This is a genomic window from Halanaerobium praevalens DSM 2228 (genome assembly GCF_000165465.1).
Lineage (GTDB): Bacteria > Bacillota > Halanaerobiia > Halanaerobiales > Halanaerobiaceae > Halanaerobium > Halanaerobium praevalens.
On the sequence record NC_017455.1, the window covers coordinates 1,454,909 to 1,473,931 of the forward strand.

At 26.8% G+C, this 19,023-nt stretch carries 17 protein-coding genes and 3 pseudogenes; 2 read left to right on the forward strand and 18 right to left on the reverse strand.

The features are described 5' to 3' along the window. Nucleotides 1-19: 19 nt before the first annotated feature. The 8 genes and pseudogenes from HPRAE_RS06735 to galE form a co-directional block, all read right to left on the reverse strand. On the reverse strand, nt 20-2,635 hold the full coding sequence (locus tag HPRAE_RS06735; protein WP_014553476.1) for a glycosyl hydrolase 2 galactose-binding domain-containing protein: 2,616 nt from the start codon (nt 2,633-2,635) through the stop codon (nt 20-22). A 90-nt stretch (nt 2,636-2,725) separates the two neighbouring features. Continuing rightward, nucleotides 2,726-2,998: pseudogene (locus HPRAE_RS11360) on the reverse strand (ROK family protein); the annotation flags it as partial. 121 nt (nt 2,999-3,119) lie between these two features. Next, nucleotides 3,120-3,974, reverse strand: coding sequence for a MurR/RpiR family transcriptional regulator (locus HPRAE_RS06740; protein WP_014553477.1), 855 nt, complete (start codon nt 3,972-3,974; stop codon nt 3,120-3,122). A gap of 10 nt (nt 3,975-3,984) precedes the next feature. Next, nucleotides 3,985-5,022: a MupG family TIM beta-alpha barrel fold protein gene (locus HPRAE_RS06745; protein WP_014553478.1), complete on the reverse strand. Its 1,038-nt coding sequence runs from the start codon at nt 5,020-5,022 to the stop codon at nt 3,985-3,987. A gap of 76 nt (nt 5,023-5,098) precedes the next feature. Then, a pseudogene (locus HPRAE_RS06750) lies at nt 5,099-5,896 on the reverse strand (PTS transporter subunit EIIC); the annotation flags it as partial. Further along, nucleotides 5,887-6,099: pseudogene (locus tag HPRAE_RS06755) on the reverse strand (N-acetylmuramic acid 6-phosphate etherase); the annotation flags it as partial. The pseudogenes HPRAE_RS06755 and HPRAE_RS06750, both read right to left, overlap by 10 nt. A 150-nt stretch (nt 6,100-6,249) precedes the next feature. Then, on the reverse strand, nt 6,250-7,413 hold the full coding sequence (locus HPRAE_RS06760) for a galactokinase (protein ID WP_014553479.1): 1,164 nt from the start codon (nt 7,411-7,413) through the stop codon (nt 6,250-6,252). Nucleotides 7,414-7,443: 30 nt separating this feature from the next. Continuing rightward, nucleotides 7,444-8,421 (reverse strand): UDP-glucose 4-epimerase GalE, encoded by a 978-nt coding sequence (galE, locus tag HPRAE_RS06765; protein ID WP_014553480.1) that lies wholly within the window; start codon nt 8,419-8,421, stop codon nt 7,444-7,446. A gap of 149 nt (nt 8,422-8,570) precedes the next feature. Between galE and HPRAE_RS06770 the strand changes: the two genes are divergently transcribed. Then, the gene (locus HPRAE_RS06770; protein WP_014553481.1) at nt 8,571-9,305 is read left to right on the forward strand and encodes a putative metalloprotease CJM1_0395 family protein; all 735 of its coding nucleotides are present in this window, start codon (nt 8,571-8,573) and stop codon (nt 9,303-9,305) included. A gap of 28 nt (nt 9,306-9,333) precedes the next feature. Here HPRAE_RS06770 and HPRAE_RS06775 read toward each other — a convergent pair whose 3' ends face one another. Next, nucleotides 9,334-10,497, reverse strand: coding sequence for an MFS transporter (locus HPRAE_RS06775; RefSeq protein WP_014553482.1), 1,164 nt, complete (start codon nt 10,495-10,497; stop codon nt 9,334-9,336). Between the two features lie 175 nt (nt 10,498-10,672). Beyond that, a complete protein-coding gene (locus HPRAE_RS06780) occupies nt 10,673-11,251 on the reverse strand; it encodes a class I SAM-dependent methyltransferase (RefSeq protein ID WP_014553483.1) in 579 nt (192 codons plus the stop codon). 244 nt (nt 11,252-11,495) lie between these two features. Here HPRAE_RS06780 and HPRAE_RS06785 point away from each other — a divergent pair, with 244 nt between their 5' ends. Further along, a complete protein-coding gene (locus HPRAE_RS06785) occupies nt 11,496-13,310 on the forward strand; it encodes a heme NO-binding domain-containing protein (RefSeq protein ID WP_014553484.1) in 1,815 nt (604 codons plus the stop codon). A gap of 92 nt (nt 13,311-13,402) precedes the next feature. Here HPRAE_RS06785 and HPRAE_RS06790 read toward each other — a convergent pair whose 3' ends face one another. From HPRAE_RS06790 to HPRAE_RS11320, 8 genes are all read right to left on the reverse strand, one after another. Next, nucleotides 13,403-13,867 (reverse strand): hypothetical protein, encoded by a 465-nt coding sequence (locus HPRAE_RS06790; RefSeq protein ID WP_014553485.1) that lies wholly within the window; start codon nt 13,865-13,867, stop codon nt 13,403-13,405. A gap of 34 nt (nt 13,868-13,901) precedes the next feature. Further along, nucleotides 13,902-14,690, reverse strand: coding sequence for an inositol monophosphatase family protein (locus HPRAE_RS06795; protein WP_014553486.1), 789 nt, complete (start codon nt 14,688-14,690; stop codon nt 13,902-13,904). Between the two features lie 67 nt (nt 14,691-14,757). Beyond that, on the reverse strand, nt 14,758-15,201 hold the full coding sequence (locus tag HPRAE_RS06800) for a GNAT family N-acetyltransferase (protein ID WP_014553487.1): 444 nt from the start codon (nt 15,199-15,201) through the stop codon (nt 14,758-14,760). A gap of 30 nt (nt 15,202-15,231) precedes the next feature. Further along, nucleotides 15,232-17,355 (reverse strand): EAL domain-containing protein, encoded by a 2,124-nt coding sequence (locus HPRAE_RS06805; protein ID WP_014553488.1) that lies wholly within the window; start codon nt 17,353-17,355, stop codon nt 15,232-15,234. Between the two features lie 146 nt (nt 17,356-17,501). Beyond that, complete coding sequence (locus HPRAE_RS06810) at nt 17,502-17,834, reverse strand: hypothetical protein (RefSeq protein ID WP_014553489.1); 333 nt, start codon at nt 17,832-17,834, stop codon at nt 17,502-17,504. A gap of 45 nt (nt 17,835-17,879) precedes the next feature. Beyond that, the gene (gene ahbB, locus HPRAE_RS06815; RefSeq protein ID WP_014553490.1) at nt 17,880-18,374 is read right to left on the reverse strand and encodes a siroheme decarboxylase subunit beta; all 495 of its coding nucleotides are present in this window, start codon (nt 18,372-18,374) and stop codon (nt 17,880-17,882) included. Then, nucleotides 18,367-18,846: a siroheme decarboxylase subunit alpha gene (ahbA, locus tag HPRAE_RS06820; protein WP_014553491.1), complete on the reverse strand. Its 480-nt coding sequence runs from the start codon at nt 18,844-18,846 to the stop codon at nt 18,367-18,369. Before ahbA ends, ahbB begins: the two co-directional genes overlap by 8 nt. A 34-nt stretch (nt 18,847-18,880) precedes the next feature. Continuing rightward, a complete protein-coding gene (locus tag HPRAE_RS11320; protein WP_014553492.1) occupies nt 18,881-19,006 on the reverse strand; it encodes a hypothetical protein in 126 nt (41 codons plus the stop codon). Nucleotides 19,007-19,023 lie beyond the last annotated feature (17 nt).

The window sequence follows — 19,023 nt, forward strand, 5'->3', positions numbered from 1 at the left end:
TCTCTTTTTATAAATTTTCTTAATTAAAATCAAATTTAATTATTTTAACCTTTAGACCTGAGTTAAGCAATTCTGATTTTAGTTTTTCGTCTAATTGATTTAGTTTAATGACTGCTTTTATTAACTGTTTTTCATTTTCACGAAGACTAATATAATTATTGTCTAAATAAATAGGAGCTATTCTTTGATCACTTTCAGTATATAGGGCTATTTTATTAAATAAAATTGGCTTATTATTTTTATTTTCTAGATTAATTTCTAATTTTATATTTGCTTCAGTTTTATTAACTAAATCAAAATTAACTACTAAACTATTTTTCGATTGAACTAAATAATTTAAATTTCCTACTTTAGCTAAAGGTCTACAATACCAAAATTTAGAACTTTTAGGCTGATAAATATCATTCCCAGCTGTCAGAAAATATACATTTTTTGAAATTAAATTTTCTTGATTTTTTAAATATAAAAATATAACTCCTGGCTTCTTTTTAATAATCGAATTTAAGTTTGCAAATGCTAGTTGATCAAGCTTATTTATTTTTTTAATTTGATAAAAATTATTATAAATTAAATCTAAGTTTTCATTATAAAAATAAACTTCTGCTTTTAAATTTCTTTGCTTTTCATTTTTATGATTTACTAAATAAACTTTTTTATTTTGATAATTATAAACTAAATGTAATAATTTAGACCCTTTTTTACTCCCATAAAAAGCACCATTTGGCAAATTGTAATAATCATAAAGCTGCCAAATTAAAGAAGGCCAAGCACTGTTAAGCATCCAACCAATAATTCCTGTAGCTAAAGGCCAGTTTATTAAATGTGCTTCATACATTGATCTCCAAGTTTGATAAGCTATTAATTGAGCTGCTTTAATAAAATTAGATTTTTGCTCTAACTCAGATTTAAAAGCTGAAAACCTTTTTTTTACTATTTCTTCTAAATAACTAGTATCTGAAAAAGAAGATAAGCCTGTATGCAAATTCCAATTTTCACTACCCACCTCAACTGATTTTTCTAAAAACTTATTTAAACTATCAGCTTCTGGTAAACACATATCAGCTCCAGTTTCTGTGTTAAATTTAGCTGCTCGGCCAGGCATTGAACTATCATACCAATATTGAGGAGGTACATAGCTATATGGTCCTGACATTTTAACACCTGGTTTGCCAGTTAAAACTGCTTCTTTATCAGCAGCACTAGACAAAATTGGAATATCTAAATCACAATTATTAATTACTTCTAAATATTCCCTTTCCACTTTTAATGGTGGTGGGAAATCACTACCATAAAACCAAGCTATAAAAGCTGGGTTTTTTCTTAACCGTTTTAATTGTGATTCAGTTGATAGCTTAGCTATTTTCAAATCTTCATCTTTCCATTTTTCCCATTTTTCCCAGTGATTACAGCAAGGCCAACCTGCTATAACTAAAATACCTTCTTGATTACATAATTCCCAAAAATAATCACTTGCTAATTTACCCTCTAGTCTGACAACATTAAAATTAAGGTTTTTAAGATAATTAATATCTATTTCATCTTGTTTATTAGATTGTCTGAGCATTAAATCAGAAGTCCAAGCAGCACCTCTTAATTGAATTTTCTGACCATTTATTTTAAAAATTCTACTTCCTATTTTATTCAGCAGAGATTTAACTTCTCTAATTCCAAAATCTATTATTTCTTGATCTAATACCAATTTTGATTTATTTAAATTTTCACTAATTTTTTCTAATTTTAAGTTTAAACTATATAGATTAGCTGCTCCTAATTGATAAGGCCACCATAAATCAGGGTCTTTTATTTTCAACTCTGTTATTATTTGAGAGTCTAATTTTATTGTTTTTTTAGATTTTGCTTCTATATTAATTTGTTTTTTAAACTCTATTTGATCTCCTGTTTTTTTATTAGTGATTAATCCTTTCAAATTTACAGTTTCTGAATAATTACTTTGGTTTTTTAATTCTGTTATAATTTTTAAATCTGCCTCATTTTTTTCCAAATCCACTTCAGATTGAACATAACTATGACTAATAGCTATTTTATTATAATATTCTAATTCTACTGGCTGCCAAATCCCCATAGAATCATCCGGGGGAACAGGATTCCAATCAATAAAAGTTATTCCTAAATCATCAGGCTGAGGAGCTATTATTTCAACCGCCAAAATATTATCACGGTTAAAATATAAATTTTTATTTAACTTAAATTCATAAATCCTATAAGCACCTGAACAACTAGTAGTTGTAGCTATTCTTTTTCTATTAAGCCAAATATTTGCCTTATAATTAATTCCTTTAAATTTTATTTTAAAATTTTTATTTTTTAAATTTGGATTAAGAGAAAATCTATTTCTATACCACCACGACTGTCTAAATGGACTTTTTTCAGGCATATAGTGATTTGAAAAAAGACTGTTTTTACCTTTTTTATAGCCTGGTAATTTTTTTATATTTCCCGAAAAGTATGGATCAGAAAATTTTTTATTTTTAACTAAACTAGCAATAACTGTTCCAGGAACTACTGCTGGGATCCAAGCCTGATCATTATAATTTAAGGAACTTATTTTATGATCAGCAACTTTTATTTCAGCTGAAGAAATCAATTTCCAATTTTTAAGCTGCTTGTATTTCAAATTAATACCTCCTCCATCTAACCCTAAAAAATACTTTATTTTTCTCATCCCTTTTTTAAATACTTTATAATAAAATTTTTCTCCATTAGCTGAGACTTTAATATGACTAATTTCTCCTGCTCTTCCATGTGAACCACGATATAATTCTCCTTCAATAATTAAAGCAGAACCAATTCTGCCAGCAATATAGATATATAATATATTTTGGTGAGAACTAGCTACACCTGATTTAGCCTCATAATAAGCAAATATATTAGCATCATTTTCTATATAAATAGGTAAATGTAAATTAAAATATTTTTTGAATTCATTTTTTAATGATAAATTATTCCATAATTCTATATTAGTATCTGTTTTTTTAATTCCTTAGTATTCTTTATTTCCATAAATATTCTCTTCCTGCCCTGGTTAGTTTTTTATTAACTCAAGCTTATTATAAACAGAATTTTTTATCAAGTCTTTTTAAAAGTATTTTATTAATTATTTAATCAATTTTGAATTGTTTAACACTTTCTCGAGTGTTTTTTAAATAATCTCTTATTTTACTAAAATCATTTTTAGCAAAAGCTACAAACAAAATATCAATTGCTACCAGCTGAGCTATTCTAGATGTAATTGCTCCAAGCCGAAGATTTTTTTCACTTCCAGCAACTTGTAATTTTATTTCAGCGATTTCACTTAGAGGATTTTCTCCATATTTACTAATTGCAATAGTCTCAGCTCCTCTAGTTTTTGCAATTTTTAAAGCTTCACAAACCTCTAAGCTCTCTCCACTATAAGAAATTGCAATTGCCAAATCATTACTATCTAGATTAGCTGCTAAAGATAGTTGAGCATGGGTATCGGAATAATAAAAAACTTGTTTTTTAATTCTCATTAATTTATATTCTAAATCTTTTGCCACTAAACCAGAAGCTCCTATCCCAAAAATATAAATATTAGCGGCTTTCTCAATTGCTGCTACTGCTTTTTTTAATTCCGAAATAGCTAATAAATTGATAGTATTTTTAATAACATTTATATTATCATAAGCTAATTTTTCCATTATTTCTTCAATTTCGTCATCTACTGATATATCATCATAAATCTTTGTTTCATTTTCATTGGCAAAATTCTGCATATCTTTAATTAAAGCTATTTTAAAATCTTGATAACCTTGGTAATCTAATTTTTTGCAAAATCTCACTACAGAAGCTGGACTGCTGTTAGTGAATTTTGCTAATTCTTTAACTGAAGATTTACTGACTATTTCTTTATTATTTAAAATATATTTTGCTATCTTTTCTTCTGTTTTAGTAAAATAATTAAACATCTCTTTTATTTTTAATATAGCCTTCATTATTATCACCCTAAATTTTAAATTTAAATCTATCTCCTTCTTTAATTTTTTCAATGATTAAGGCTGAATTTCCTGCATCAGCTGCTATATTTACTCTTTTGTCAGCTGAATATTCTTTTTTTAAAATATTTAGATCCCCTTCATACCTTTGATAATTATAATTGTCTATTGTAACAGCATATTTAAATCTTTTACTATTATTATTCTTAGGTTTTATTTTCTTTTTCAAATGTTTTCTTGCAGTTTCAGATCGAATTAGATATTCACCAGGATCTTGTCGGTTTTGATGTGTTAAGCTCAATAATCTTTTTTCTTCAAAACTTATTTTACTTTTAATTTCTATTGGTATAATCCAGTACTTCTTATTTACTAAAGCAAAATCTGCTAATTCAGTTTTAGATGCCCTACTATCACCTATATACACTTTATCAATTCCTAAACTTAATAAGTCTTGAGCAGCAATTAAAGGTTCTAAAAATCGATGTTTTTCTAAACTTGGAAGTCCAGCTTTAATTGGAGGTCTTTTTTTATATTTTGCTGGTACAAAGCCAGAAATTTTCAATCCATAGCGTTTTAATAAATTATTTTTTTTAATTAATAATTCTTCTGATAATCCAGTTTCTTTTCTTGGATAGTAGTTGTGAGATGCTTCAAAATTTTCTAATTTTGCTCCCGCAGCAATAATTTCTTTTAAATCAGACTCTTTAATTGTACTTGCATTAAGATTAATTTTATAGTCACTATTTTGACTAATTTTAGCAATTTCTTGATTATTAAAACCAAAATCTAACCGAAGTGCCTCAAAGTTAAACTTCTTTAAATCTAATTTATCATAATATTTTTTTGAAATATCTGCTGTTAAATTAAAATTAAGTTTATTTATTTTTAAAATTAATGTGCTTATTTCATTTATAAAATTATTATTTACTTCTGGTATATGAAGAGATAAAAAAACATTTTTGATGCCTAATTTACTTGCTTTTTCTAGATATTGAATATTTTCTTCTAAACTGATTTCTAAACCTGCATAAACTGAAATTCCTAGCATTTGTTAATTCCTCTTTTCTAAATAATAATTATAATAATTTAAAGGCTCTTCTTTTCAGAAGAGCCTATTAATATTCTTATAGTTGAGCAACTTCTTCTTCTTTAATGAAAAAGTGTGTAACCAAAAAACCACCTATATAAGCAATTATAAGACCAATAAAGTAACTAAGCATTGATCCTGGCTGCATCAGTGGAATAGCTGTGATCCCAGATGGGCCCCAAGCACCAGCCATCACATTTTGTAACATTACAAATGCTCCCCCAAATCCTGCTCCTAGGCCAGCAGTTATAAATGGTTTACCTAAAGGTAAGGTAACCCCATATATTAAGGGTTCTCCAATTCCTAATACTCCAGCTGGAAGAGCCCCAGAAATAATCTTTTTCAACTTTTTATTATTTGTCTTTTTAGCTTTAAAGTAAATTGCAATTGCAGCTCCTACTTGTCCTGCTCCTGCCATAGCTAAAACAGGGAATAAAGATACTCCTCCCATATTTTCTAATTGGATAGCATATAACGGGATTAAACCATGATGTAAGCCTAGTAAAACCATTGGTAAGAAAACAGCTGCTAATACATAACCAGAGAGAACACTAATAATAGGGTTTTCTGAAGCTACTAACAAAGTTAAGCCGCTAACTAACCAGTCAGATATTATACCAGATAAAGGCATTATTACAAAAATCATAGCTAAAGCCATAATTAACATTGTAACTACAGGAGTTACGATTAAATCTAAAACATCTGGAATTATTTTTCGAATCTTTTTTTCGATAAGTGATAAAAGATAGACTCCAATAATAACTCCAATGATTCCTCCTTTACCTGTAATTAAAATAGAATTAAGCGGTACTTCAGGATTATACATCCCAAATAAATTAATCTACCACCATTTCTGATAGATTCAGTGATCAAGTCAACTGCTGCTGCAATTTTTTCTTTTTCTTTTTCTACTGCAAAAGCAACTTTTTTATCTTCGTTATTAATTATTTCTATTATTTTTTTGGTATTAACTCTATCAATATTCTTTGAATTTTTATTTACTGTTTCTGTAATCAAATTATCTAAATTATTGTTCATTTTTTAGCCTCCATTCAAAATATTTATGATTTATTAATTGAATTTTAACATTTTAGAAAATTTATTTCAAGTAATTTTATTATTTATGAAAAATATTTTCAACAATGACATTAAAATAGCCCCACATTTTGTGGAGCTAAGTTAATTAAACTATTCTACTTTTCTGGCACCTTTGGCAGGATTACTAATATAAAATTCAGCTTTAATTCCTGTTTCTGCTTTATAGTTTTCTCTTATATTTTTTATAAATTTATCTATTTTATCTTTTTTTACTAAATTAACTGTACAACCTCCAAAACCAGCTCCAGTCATTCTAGCTCCTGTAATATTTTCTTTTTTTGCTAAATTTACTAATAAATCTAATTCGTGACAGCTCACTTCATAATCTTGACTTAAACTTGTATGAGAATCATACATTAATTGTCCAAATTTGTCCATTTCATTAGCTGCCAAATAATTTTTACTAGCTATGACTCTTTGATTTTCACTAATTACATGTCTAGCTCTCTGATATACTTTGGGAGCAAGCTCAGCTTCATATTTTTCTAAATTAATTAAATTAAGATCTCTTAAAGCATTAATTTCAAATTCTTCTTTTGATTTAAAAAATTCTACTGCCTGCTTACATTCTTCTCTTCTTTGGTTATAGGCAGAGTCAACCAAACCTCTTTGCACTTTCGAATTACAAATAACAATCTGATAATTGTCATTTTTAAATGGTACTAACTGATAATCATTTGAACGACAATCAATTAAAAGTGCATGCTCTTTTTGACCTAAAGAAGAAATATATTGATCCATAATTCCACATTGAACTCCTACAAAATTATTTTCAGCTCTTTGGGAAAGTAAGGCTAAGTCTATTTTATTCATTTTTATTTTATGAAGATCAGCAATAGCTAAAGCAGTAACAACTTCTAAAGCGGCAGATGAGCTTAAACCTGCTCCTTGTGGTACATTTCCAGTGAAAATCAAATTAAAACCTTGGAGCTTATCCGTTAACTTTTTAATCTCAAAAATTACACCCTTAATATAGTTAATCCAAATATTTTTTGAATCATATTCTAGGCATTCTAGATTAAATTCTAAAATTTGCTCATAGTCTAAAGAATAACACCTAACTTTTTGATCAGGTCTCAGCTGAACGAGCATTGTAATTTCTTTTTCAATAGCCATTGGCATTACAAAACCATCATTATAATCTGTATGTTCACCAATTAAATTAACTCTACCTGGTGCTTGATAAATTCCACTTGCCAAATTAAAATCTTGCAAGTTCTTTCTATAATGATTCCACAAATTATTTTTATCCATTATTCCACCTCTTTTATTAGCTTTGTTATTTTAATTAAAACCTCCACTTTGATGCCATTTCCAAGCTGTAGAAATAATCTTTTCTAATTCTGAATACTGAGGTTGCCAATTTAAATCATTTTTTATTTTTTCAGAACTTGCAATTAAAACTGCTGGATCTCCTGATCTCCTGGCTGAAACTTCAACTTCAAATTCACAATTAGTAACTTTTTTAACAGTTTCTATAACTTCTTTGACAGAATATCCTGCTCCATTACCTAAATTATAAATTGCACTCTTATGACCATTAGCTAGGGCTTTTAAAGCTAAAAGATGGGCAGAAGCAAGATCATTAACATGGATATAATCTCTAATACAGCTACCATCTCGAGTTGGATAATCATCACCAAAAATATAAATTTTATCTCTAATTTTGAGGGCGGTATCTAAAACTAAAGGAATTAAATGAGTTTCTGGACTATGAGCCTCACCGATTTCTATTTCAGGGTCTGCTCCAGCAGCATTAAAATAACGTAAAGAAATGAAATTTAAATCATGAATTTGTTGATAGCGTTTTAATGCTTTTTCAAAAAACAATTTGCTTTCCCCATATGTATTTGTAGGCTGAGTTGGATTATCTTCTTTAATTGGAATTTCTTTGGGCTCTCCATAAACTGCTGCTGTAGATGAAAAAACAATATTTTTGACATCATTTTTAACCATTGCTTCTAAAAGATTAATTCCATTATTAAAATTATTTCGATAATATTTAGCTGGATTTTGCATTGATTCTCCAACTAAACTATCAGCTGCTAAATGAATCACTCCTTCAATTTTATTTTTTTGAAAAATCTGATTCAAAAGTTTTTTATCAGCTAAATCTCCTTCTATAAATTCACCTCCAGTAACTGCTTTTAAATGACCTTTTTGTAAATTATCTAAAGTAATTACTTGATGTTTTGCTTTTAGTAGTGCTTTTAAAACATGACTGCCTATATAACCTGCTCCTCCTGTTACAAGAATTTTCATTATTTGCCTCCTTTAATTTTAAACTAATCATTTTTAATTATAGCACTATCACTTTTTCTAGTAAAGATAAGTTTTAATTTTTTGAAAATAGTTGCTTGAAAATTATATATATAGTATAATAATTAAAAGCAGTTAAAGGAGGGATTTAAATGATGTCACTGGCATCAGCATCACTAAATAGTCAACCAATTCCGGGCTGGGCTATTAAGTCTAAGACTAATAATAATAATAGTAATTCTACCTCTAAAGATATTGATTTAGGTTTAAATAATTCTGAAAATAAAAAAAATCAAAATAATAGTTTTGATAATGCAATTAATAATCCCAATAGCTTGGCTGAAGGGAAGAATGAAAATAAGGAAGATGAAAATTCAGCAAAAGCTGAATTTAGTGAATCTGAACAGCGAGAAATAGAAAAACTGAAAAGAAGAGATAGAGAGGTTAGAGCACATGAGATGGCTCATCAATCAGCTGGAGGTCAATATGCTGGTACAGCATCTTATAGCTACACAACAGGGCCGGATAATAGGCGTTATGCTGTTGGTGGTTCAGTTGATATCGAAACTTCTCCAGCCAAGACACCAGAAGAAACTGTTAAGAAGGCAGATCAAATTAAAAGAGCTGCCACAGCTCCTGCAAACCCCTCTTCTGCTGATTTACAAATTGCAGCTAAGGCCACAAGAATGAAAATGCAGGCTCAAAGTAAAGTAAATCAAAAAACAATGTCTCAACCTGAATCTGAAAATGAGGACACTTTTGAAAATAAAACTGAAGAGAAAAATAATAATAATAAATTTGAAAATAAATATTTAATCAATAAAAGAAATAATTCTTATCAAAAATCTAATATTGAACTAAAAACTCAAAATAGATGGGCTGCCTAAGCTGATAAGTTTAAAAACACTGCTAAAATTAATTAAGCAGTGTTTTTTTAGTTGTTTTTTTTAAATAATAGGTAAGTATTACTGAAATAATTAAGATTAGAACTAAAAAGCTGAAACCTGCTTTTAAACCAATCAAATCATTAATAAAGCCCACCACCCAATTAGAAATAACTGTTAAACCAATCATTCCAGCTGTTTGAGCAAAACCAACAACTTTAATTCCACTTTCAGCAAAAGTATCTAAAATCAAGGCCTGAAGAGTAGGAACTTGGACTGCTAAAAAAAGACCTGAAAGAGGTATTAAAATTGTATAGGCTGGACCTCCAATTAAAGCAGTACTAATTAAAATAATTGAGATTACACCACTGATTAAAAGAAAATCATAATAACCAATCTTTTCAACTATAAAACTTGCAGCTAATCTACCTAAAGTAAAACTAATAAAAAATAAGGATAAATAAAAACTTATAAATAAATCAGTTCTACCCTGAACATCTTTTAAAAAAGGGGCAAGCCAAGTTACTAAAGAAAACTCTACTCCTATTTGTAAAAAAATAATAGAGGAAAATAAAATAACTTTTTTATCAGTTAGTAAATCTTTGGTAGTTCTCATTAGTTTTTTAGAACTAGCTTCAATCTTTGGTATTTTAACTTTTTTGAGTTCAAAAAAAATAAAAATAATAAAAATTATAGAAAATAAAAAAGAATATGACCACTTAAAACCAGATTTTAAAACAAAGGTTACAAAATAAGGAGCAATTATCCCTCCAACTCCATAAAATAGATGCAGTAGATTAATCATTTTCCCTCTTTTTTTACTATAAGTAATTGAAGTAATATTTACTGCAATTATGTTGATAATTGTTAAACCTGAGCCAAGTAAAAAAAGAGAAAAAATTAAGCTATAATAATTTTGAGCATAATGAACACTTAATAATGCTGCTGTGGTATGGATTAAACCATAAGAAAGCAGCTTATAAAGTCCATACTTTTCTATAATTTTTCCACTCAAAAAGAAAATAGACATAGCTCCAATTGAAATAAAAGATAACAAGAAACCAAGTTGACTATAATTAAGTTTTAGATCATTAATTATATAGGGGCCTACCTGGCCCCTTAAATTATTTATTATTCCATGAGTCAACATCATGGTAAAAGCTAATATTATTAAACGCTGCTTATTTTTAATCATTTCAAAACCACCTTGTTTGAAAATTGAAATACTTTATCAAGTAATCAGAAAATTTAAATTATAGATTAAGTATAACATAAACTTAATTAAATTTGAATAAATATTAGCTTTTAAATTATCTCCAATCTAATTCTGAAAATGTAAAATAATTAAAAATAGCAAAGAATACTGTATTTTAAGCTTTAATTGCACTTATTAAATAAGAATTATAAGCTATACTTTTTTCTTTAATCTTTGTTAAATTTTCTTTGGCCAACATTAATTTTAATGCTTCACTTTCAATTCTATGTGCAATTGGTGGCCCTTCTTCTCTTTTTTTAGTATCCCACTCAATAAAAATTACTTTTGAACCCTTTTTAAGAAATTTAAAATAATTTCTTAGAAACTTTTCTGGTGCTTCTACTTCATGTAATAAATAAGCAAATAACATAAAATCTGCTCTCTCTCTTAAATTAGCAGAATTAACATTACTTTTTACTATTTCAATTCTATCTGTTAAACCTGTTTTTTGAGCTCTATGTTTTAAATCTAAGAGCATATCAATTTCTACATCAACTGAATAAACTTTACCTTTTTCGCCAACAATCTCAGCAGCGGGAAGAGAAAAAAATCCATTGCCTGCTCCAACATCTATCATTATATCTCCATTTTTTAAATTTAAATTTTTTAACATTTCAACTGGTTTTAAATGTTCAAATCTCTTTTGAGAATATAATTTTTTCTTTTTAGCTGGCTCAAATCTTTTATCAGTCATAAGACCTCTCCTTTTTATTTATAATTTCAATTTATTCTTATAATTTAATAAAATTATAACTAAAATTTATAAATTTAAAAGTAAAAGACCCTACATCTTTAAAAATTACTGATCTAAATTAAGCTCTAAAAATAAAAAAAGATTATTAAAAGTTACATTATTTTGCTTAACTTTTTTTAATGTGTTATTATATTTATTGATAGTATATATATTTAAAATTAAATTTGTAACTGGAGGTAAGCTTATGAAAGGTACTGTTGTAGCAACTTGGCTGACTACTTTAAAAAAAACTTATGGAGAAGAAGTTGTTAATAAGGCAAAGAAAAAAGCTGGTTTTAAAGAAGATTTAATTATTTCTCCAATGACAACAATTGAAGATCAAAAAACTAAAGATTTAATGAAATTTGTAGGGAGAGAGGTTGGTAAAAAACCTGGAGAAATATGGCATGATATGGGGATTAAAAATATTGAAACATTTTCTCAATGGTTTCCTTCTTATTTTAGTAATCGAACATTAAAGAACTTTTTAATGTTAATGGATACAGTTCATCAACAATTAACTGAAATGTTACCAGGAGCTAATCCCCCGGGGTTAAGGGCTAAAGAATTAAATGATCATCAAATTGAAATGACTTATAAATCAAAACGAGGTATGTTCGACTATTTTTTAGGTCTTTTAGAAGGTAGTTCTTCTTTTTTTAAAACTCCTATTGAAATTGAAGAAGTTAAAAGAGGTAAAACAAGTGATGGCAAAGAATTTTTAACCATACATATTAGTTTTGAAAAAGCATTTAGGAATAAAAAAAATTACTTATTTTCTAAAATTATAAGCCTTGGAATTTTTAAAAGCATTTCTGCTAAAATAGGTTTAAGTTCTTTTATTTTAAGTTTTATTTTGTTATCACTACCCCAATTTTCAGCAGGCTTAGTTCTAAATTTCAGTTCTGCTTTTATTTTATCTATTTTATTAACAATAACTACTAAATTTTTAATGGCTCCAGCTAGAGCTATTGAAGCAGAATTAACAAAAATTGAAACTCTTAATTTAGATGATGAAACACGACTTGCAACAAATGATGATTTTGAAAAATTATTTGAAAAATTACGTCAGATTAAAGCCAAATTGAGAAAAGATATTCTTTTCTTAAAAGGTGGTACTGATGATATGCATAATTTTACCGAAGACTTTGTTGATTTAGCTTCAGATATGGAAGAAGTTTCTGATGGGATTTCTAATATAGTAGATGAAGTAGCACAAGGAGCTCAGGCTCAGGCTCAAGAAACAGAAGAATCAGCCTATATAATAAATGATAATGTTGAACAAATAGAAAAATTAGCTGAAGCTGGTAAAAATAGTAGAGATAACTTAGAAAATGCAGTTGAAAATATCCGCTCTTCTACTCAGGCAGTTGTTAAGGTAAATAAAAGAATTGGTGGAGTTAAATCAGCTTTTGCTAATGTTAATAAACTAGGACAACAATTATCAGAAAAAATTGAAACAATTATGGGTATTGTTGATACAGTTGAGGATATAGCAGAACAAACAAATTTATTATCTTTAAATGCTTCTATAGAAGCAGCTCGTTCAGCTGAAAACGGACGTGGTTTTACTGTAGTTGCAGAAGAAGTTAGAGAATTAGCTGAAGAATCTCAAACAGCTGTAGAAACAATTAGAAAAAACTTAGGTGAATTTACTGAACATGTAGAAACATTAAGTTCTAGTATTAGTGAACAATATTCAAATCTTGAGCAAAGCAATGAAGCTTTAGCAAATGTTACTGAATCTAGTAATAATGCTACATCTGATATTGAAGCAGCTTCAAATCAAGTTGTAGAAATTGTTGATAGCTTAAATTCCGAAACCAAAAAAATAAGAAAAGTAATTGAAAACTTTAATAATCTAGCTGCAATTGCAGAAGAAAATTCTGCTTCAAGTGAAGAAATGAGTGCTAATGTAAATAATTATTCAGAAAAAATAAAAGAAATGACTGGCTATATAGAACAAATGGAAGATTTAACAGAAAATTTCAGTAAAAACTTAAAAGATTATAATGTTTAAAAATATGTTATTGTAAATCAAAAACTGCTCTGAATTACTACTGAACTAATTTAGTAGTAATTAAAGAGCAGTTTTTTACTTTATTTTATAATTTAAGCTTGATTTTTAATATTTGTTTCAATTACTTTTTTCCAAATTTTCATATTATCTAAAAGCCAAGCAGCTGAATCTATTTCTTGCTCTTTGTTTTTAAAATCAATTTTTAATAAATTTTGTTTTTTAGTTTTTCCTAAAAAAGAATTTACTATTTCTATATTCTCAATATCTTTAAGTGGGATAATCAGATTTTGTTTAGGCAACCATTTCAAAAAATGAATTTTATCAGGTGTCAAAAGTAATGATCCATTACCTCTAATTTGAGACTTAGTCGCTGATTTCTGTCCAAAAAAATTAACTTTTTTACTAAAATAAATAATCCTATCCTTATGATAATTACTAAAAAGTTCTTCTGCCCTTTTATTTTTTATAATAGTTGTTGTTTTTCTAATTATATAACAAAGGCTAGCTAAGAGAACAGGGAATAATAAAATAAATGTCTTAGAATTAAAATATTGCATAAATAAACCTCCCTAAAGAGCTAATATTAAATTTTTATGTATTTATATATATTGGTTCTATTTTTTGCCTTAATTTAGAAACAAGTTCTTTACTACCAGCTATTAATAATGGACTTTGCTCAATTTCTGTTTGATAAACTTCTCCACCAGCTTCTTTAATAATTAAAAGGCCAGCTGCATAATCCCACTCTTTCAGCTTAAATTCCCAAAATGCATCAATTCGACTACTGGCTACTGAACAAAGATCAAAAGCAGCACTTCCTGAACGTCTAATACCTCTTAGTTGAGGTAGAATAATATTTAGGGGAGCAAGATTATTAATTTTAGAATCATTTTTATCATATGGAAAGCCTGTAGCAATTAAAGCTGTTTCGAGTTCTGATTTCTGAGAAATATAAATTTTACTATCGCCCTTATATGCTCCTTTTCCCCTAATAGCATAATACATCTCATCTAATTCAGGTAGATAAATAACTCCCATCAAAGTCTTATTTTCTTTTTTTAAAGCAATAGATACAGCATAAATTGGATATGCATTTGCATAATTATTTGTACCATCTAAAGGGTCAATAACCCAAGTATAACTGCTTTTATTGTCTGTATAATGACTTTCTTCACCTAAAATATTATGTTGAGGAAATTTAGCTTTTATTTTTTCTCTAATTATTTTTTCACTTAATAAATCAATTTCAGTCACTAAATCTGTTTTTGTACTTTTAGTCTTAACTTTAAAATTCTTTTTTGCTAATTTTTCTTTTTGTAAATCACCAATTTCTCGAGCCCATTTTTTAACTAAGGCTGCTACCTCTTCTAAATTAATCAAATTAAAAGCACCTCCATGATTATTTTCAAGTATTAATTGCTTTTATTTTAACAAAGATAATAATAATTTACAATTGATATAACATTTCAAAATGAGGAATCTCGTCTTCTAAATAACGATCAGAAACAACCTCAAATCCAAGTTCTTGATAAAAATTAAGTATATATTCTTGAGCTGAAAGCCTAATTGCTTTTGTTTTTAAATTATTATCAATAAAATCTATAGCTGCTTTCATTATTTTTGAAGCAAGCCCCTCTCTTCTGTATTCTTTAGCCACTAAAACTCGACCAATGGCAGCTTCTTTATAACAAAAACCAGGTTTTATAATTCTCAAATAAGCGGCTATCTCTCCTTGAGCAACTAAAAATAAATGAAAAGAATTTTGATCTTTATTATCACAATCTTGATAAGGACAATCTTGTTCAATAACAAAAACCTCTATTCTAGCTTGGATTATTTGATAAAGCTCTTTAGTTGTTAATTGAGCAAATTCTTTAATATTTAATTTCATTTAACATACTCCTTTTTTGAAAATAATTAATTAAATTTTTCTGAAATATTTTTCAACATCAATGGCGTTTTGAGGTTTAGCAAAATAATATCCTTGATAATAGTGACATTTGTTTTGAATTAGAAAATCTAATTCTGCTTTAGTTTCTACTCCTTCCGCTACTACATTTAAATTTAAGTTATTACCCATCATGATAATAGTTTTAACTATATTTAAATTACTACTCTGGTGCACAAAAGACTTATCTATTTTTAATTTATTAAGAGCAAAGCGATTTAAATACTCCAAAGAAGAATAACCAGTACCAAAGTCATCAATAGAAATTTGAACCCCTAATTTTTGTAAATCATTTAAGACTTCAATAGTATATTCGATATCTTTAATAACTGTTCTTTCAGTTATCTCTAACTCTAAAGATTGAGCCTCTATTTGATATTCAAATAATAATTTTTTTATTTTTTTAACAAAATCCCCCTGCATAAATTGTTGAGGAGCAATATTTACAGCCATAATCAGATTATTATATCCTTTATCTTGCCAATTTTTAAGCTGGCTTATTGCTTCTTTTAAAACCCAATCTCCTAGTTTTAAGATCATTCCATTTTCTTCTGCTTGTGGAATAAATTTCCCAGGAGAAATCATACCTTCTTCTGGATGGTACCAGCGAATTAGTGCTTCTACTCCAATAACTTGATTATTTTCGCTTTTGAGCTGAGGTTGATAATAAAGTTCAAATTCATCTTTAGCTAAAGCTTGTCTTAATTTACTTTCTAAATCAAATTTACTTACAAGTTCTCCTTTCATATTCTGATTAAAAAATTTAATTTGATCTTTTTGATCAATAAAATAAACTGCTAATCTAGATTTCCGAATAAGCTCTAAATAATTATCCTCTTTTTTATTAATTCCTATTCCTATTTTTAATTTCAAATAAGTAAGGTTTCCATTTATTTCATAAGGTTTAGACAGCTTATTTAAAATATTTTTAGCATATTTTTTTATTTGTTCTTTATTTTTCTTTGTCACAAAATAAAATATAAATTCATCATTTTTACGAGCAATTGTTATTCTTTTATCTAAAATTTTGCTTAACCGCTGATACATTTCTTTTAAAATTTCATTTGCTTTTTGGTAACCATAACTGCTATTTATTAAGCTTAAATTAGCTATATCTAAAGTAAATAAATAAATTTTCTCTTCCTTTTTTAGATTATTTAAATTATCTTTTAAATTATTTTCCAAAAAATTCAAATTAGGTAAACCAGTTAAAGGATCATTATAACTTAGATTTTTAATCTTAGTTAACATCTGATTAAAACCTAAAACTACAGTTTCAAATTCATCTCCACTATTTAAATTTAATTTAAAATTTAATTGCCCATTTTCTACTCTTTTAAAGCCAGAAATAATTTTTTTGATATTTTTGTTTATTGATTGAGAAATATAAAAAATAATAGAACTAATAATGAGAGTGATAACTAAAAAACTAACTAAAAATAAATAGATTGTTTCATTTCGAGTAGTTGTTATTTTTGCTAATAAATTGTCTACAATATTAGAATAGCTACTTTCATAACCACCAGCTCCTATCAATAAATCTGTTCCCTCAATTTTTTTTAGGTAGCTATACTTTGTTTCTATTTTATCATTCACAGGATTATAATAAGGATATTTATATCTTCCCTGACCATCTTTTTTTATTATATTAATCATATTTTTTATAATTGGTACACCATTTATTTTTAAATCAATTCTATTTTCACCTTCTAATTCAGGGTTTGGAGGTAATGAAATAAGATTACCATCTAAATCATAAATATAAAAATAAAATTTATCAACATTTGTTCTTTTATTTAATTCATTCATAAATTTTTTCATGTCTAAATCAGTTTCTTTTTCTGCTCTAATTTCTCTTTCTCTTAAGCGAATAGCATAAATATCAGATAAAATTTCTGCTCTGCTTTTAACTAAAGTCTCATATTTATCATATTTTCTTTCTAGTAATTCTGCTTCAATTAAATTTTTATTTTCATTTAAAAGATCTTCAAATTGAAAAATAATAACTAATAATAATAAAATCATTGCCAAAATAAAGCTAATACCAATACCCAACAAGATTTTGTTCTGAATTGATAATTTTTTTAATATTTTCATTATTAGCTCCTATTAAAATTTTTTTGCTCAAACAATTTAATTTTAGTTATCAATTTTATTATATCAGAAAAAAGAATTTATATCCATTAGATCAAATTAGTCAATATTTATAAAAAAAACCCCTTCTTAATTGAAGAGGCTTTAAATTAATCTTTATCTTTTTTTGATTTTTCTTCATTTTTTTCTTTTATAACTTCAGACATAGTTTTTTTAAGTTTTTTCATAATATCTTGTTCATTATCTACTCCCATAACAATAATCTCTGGACTGCTGCCAAAAAAATGATTAAAAACTTCAAATAATAAAATTCCAACCAATAAAACTAACAAAGCTAATTCCACCCCATAATTTAAATAAATTAGGGAGAAACTTAAAGCTGTTAGGAAACCAAAAATATATGATAAATGATTTCTATGTTGACTAATATACATTGAAATAATATCTTTTAAAACAGCTAATTTCTTATAAATAACTATCACTGCTCCTTTTTATTTTAAGCTGTTTATATAATATCAGTCTTCATTTTAAATGTCAAAATCATGAATAAAATACTGCATACTTGTTTTTTTCAATTCTTCAGTTGAATATAAGATTTGATAATCTTTAATTTTATATTTTATAGCTAATTTGGAAATTTTAGTTTCTAAACTTAATTTATCTTGAGCATGCATCATTGCATAAAAATTATAAGGCCAATTTTGATATTTTTTTCTCTGATAACAATGACTAACTGAATCTAATTTTGATATTTCTTTACCATATTGACTAATATTTTCTTCTTTAAAATCGCAGACAAACATTCCATTTGCTCTATAGCCAGAATCACGATGGTGTAAAATAGCTGAAACTCTTTTTAAGATTTTTTTCTCTTTTAACTTTTTAAGTCTTTTTAAAAGTTCATCTTTTTCAATATTTAAATTTGCTGCTATTTCTTGATATGGGTTTAAAGTTAAAGGAATATCTTTTTCAAAAGCTTTTATTATTTGTTTATCTAATTTATCAACTAATTTCTTATTCATTTAAATCATCCTTTTTTCCTTCATCATTCATTTGAAAAAATACATTTAACTTAAAAAACTTTTCTTTTGGAAGTTTATAAAGTTCTTTAACTCCTCTTAATACTTTAATTTTATCTAAAAAATTTTTTTGTTCTGATTTAGTAGCAGTTGAAAGAGTAAACCAGAGATTTAATTTATTATCACGGCGATAATTATGAGTAACCCCAGGATGTTGATTGATAATCTCAGCTACATTATAAAATTCAGTTTCCTCAACCTTTAAGGCAATTAAAGTACTTTGATAACCTAAACTAGCAGATTTAAATACTCCTCCTAAACGGCGAATATAGCCTTCTTTTTTTAGCCTTTTAATTCTTTCTAATAATTTTTCTGGCTTAAGCATCAGTTCTGAAGCAATTTTTTGAAAGGGGGAACTTTCTAAATCTAATCCTTTTTGTAATCTGTCTAAAATTTTTTTATCAATTTTTTCCATAAAAACACTCCTAAATTAAATCAACTCAGTTTATTTATTCTAAACTGAGCTGAATTATAATTAAATTAAACTTATTTACATCATCTCTTATTTTAGCCTTTTCTGCAAGTTTTTTTGCTTGCTCAGCATAAATATGAATTGGACCTAAAAATGCACTCATTATTAAAATTCCTTTTT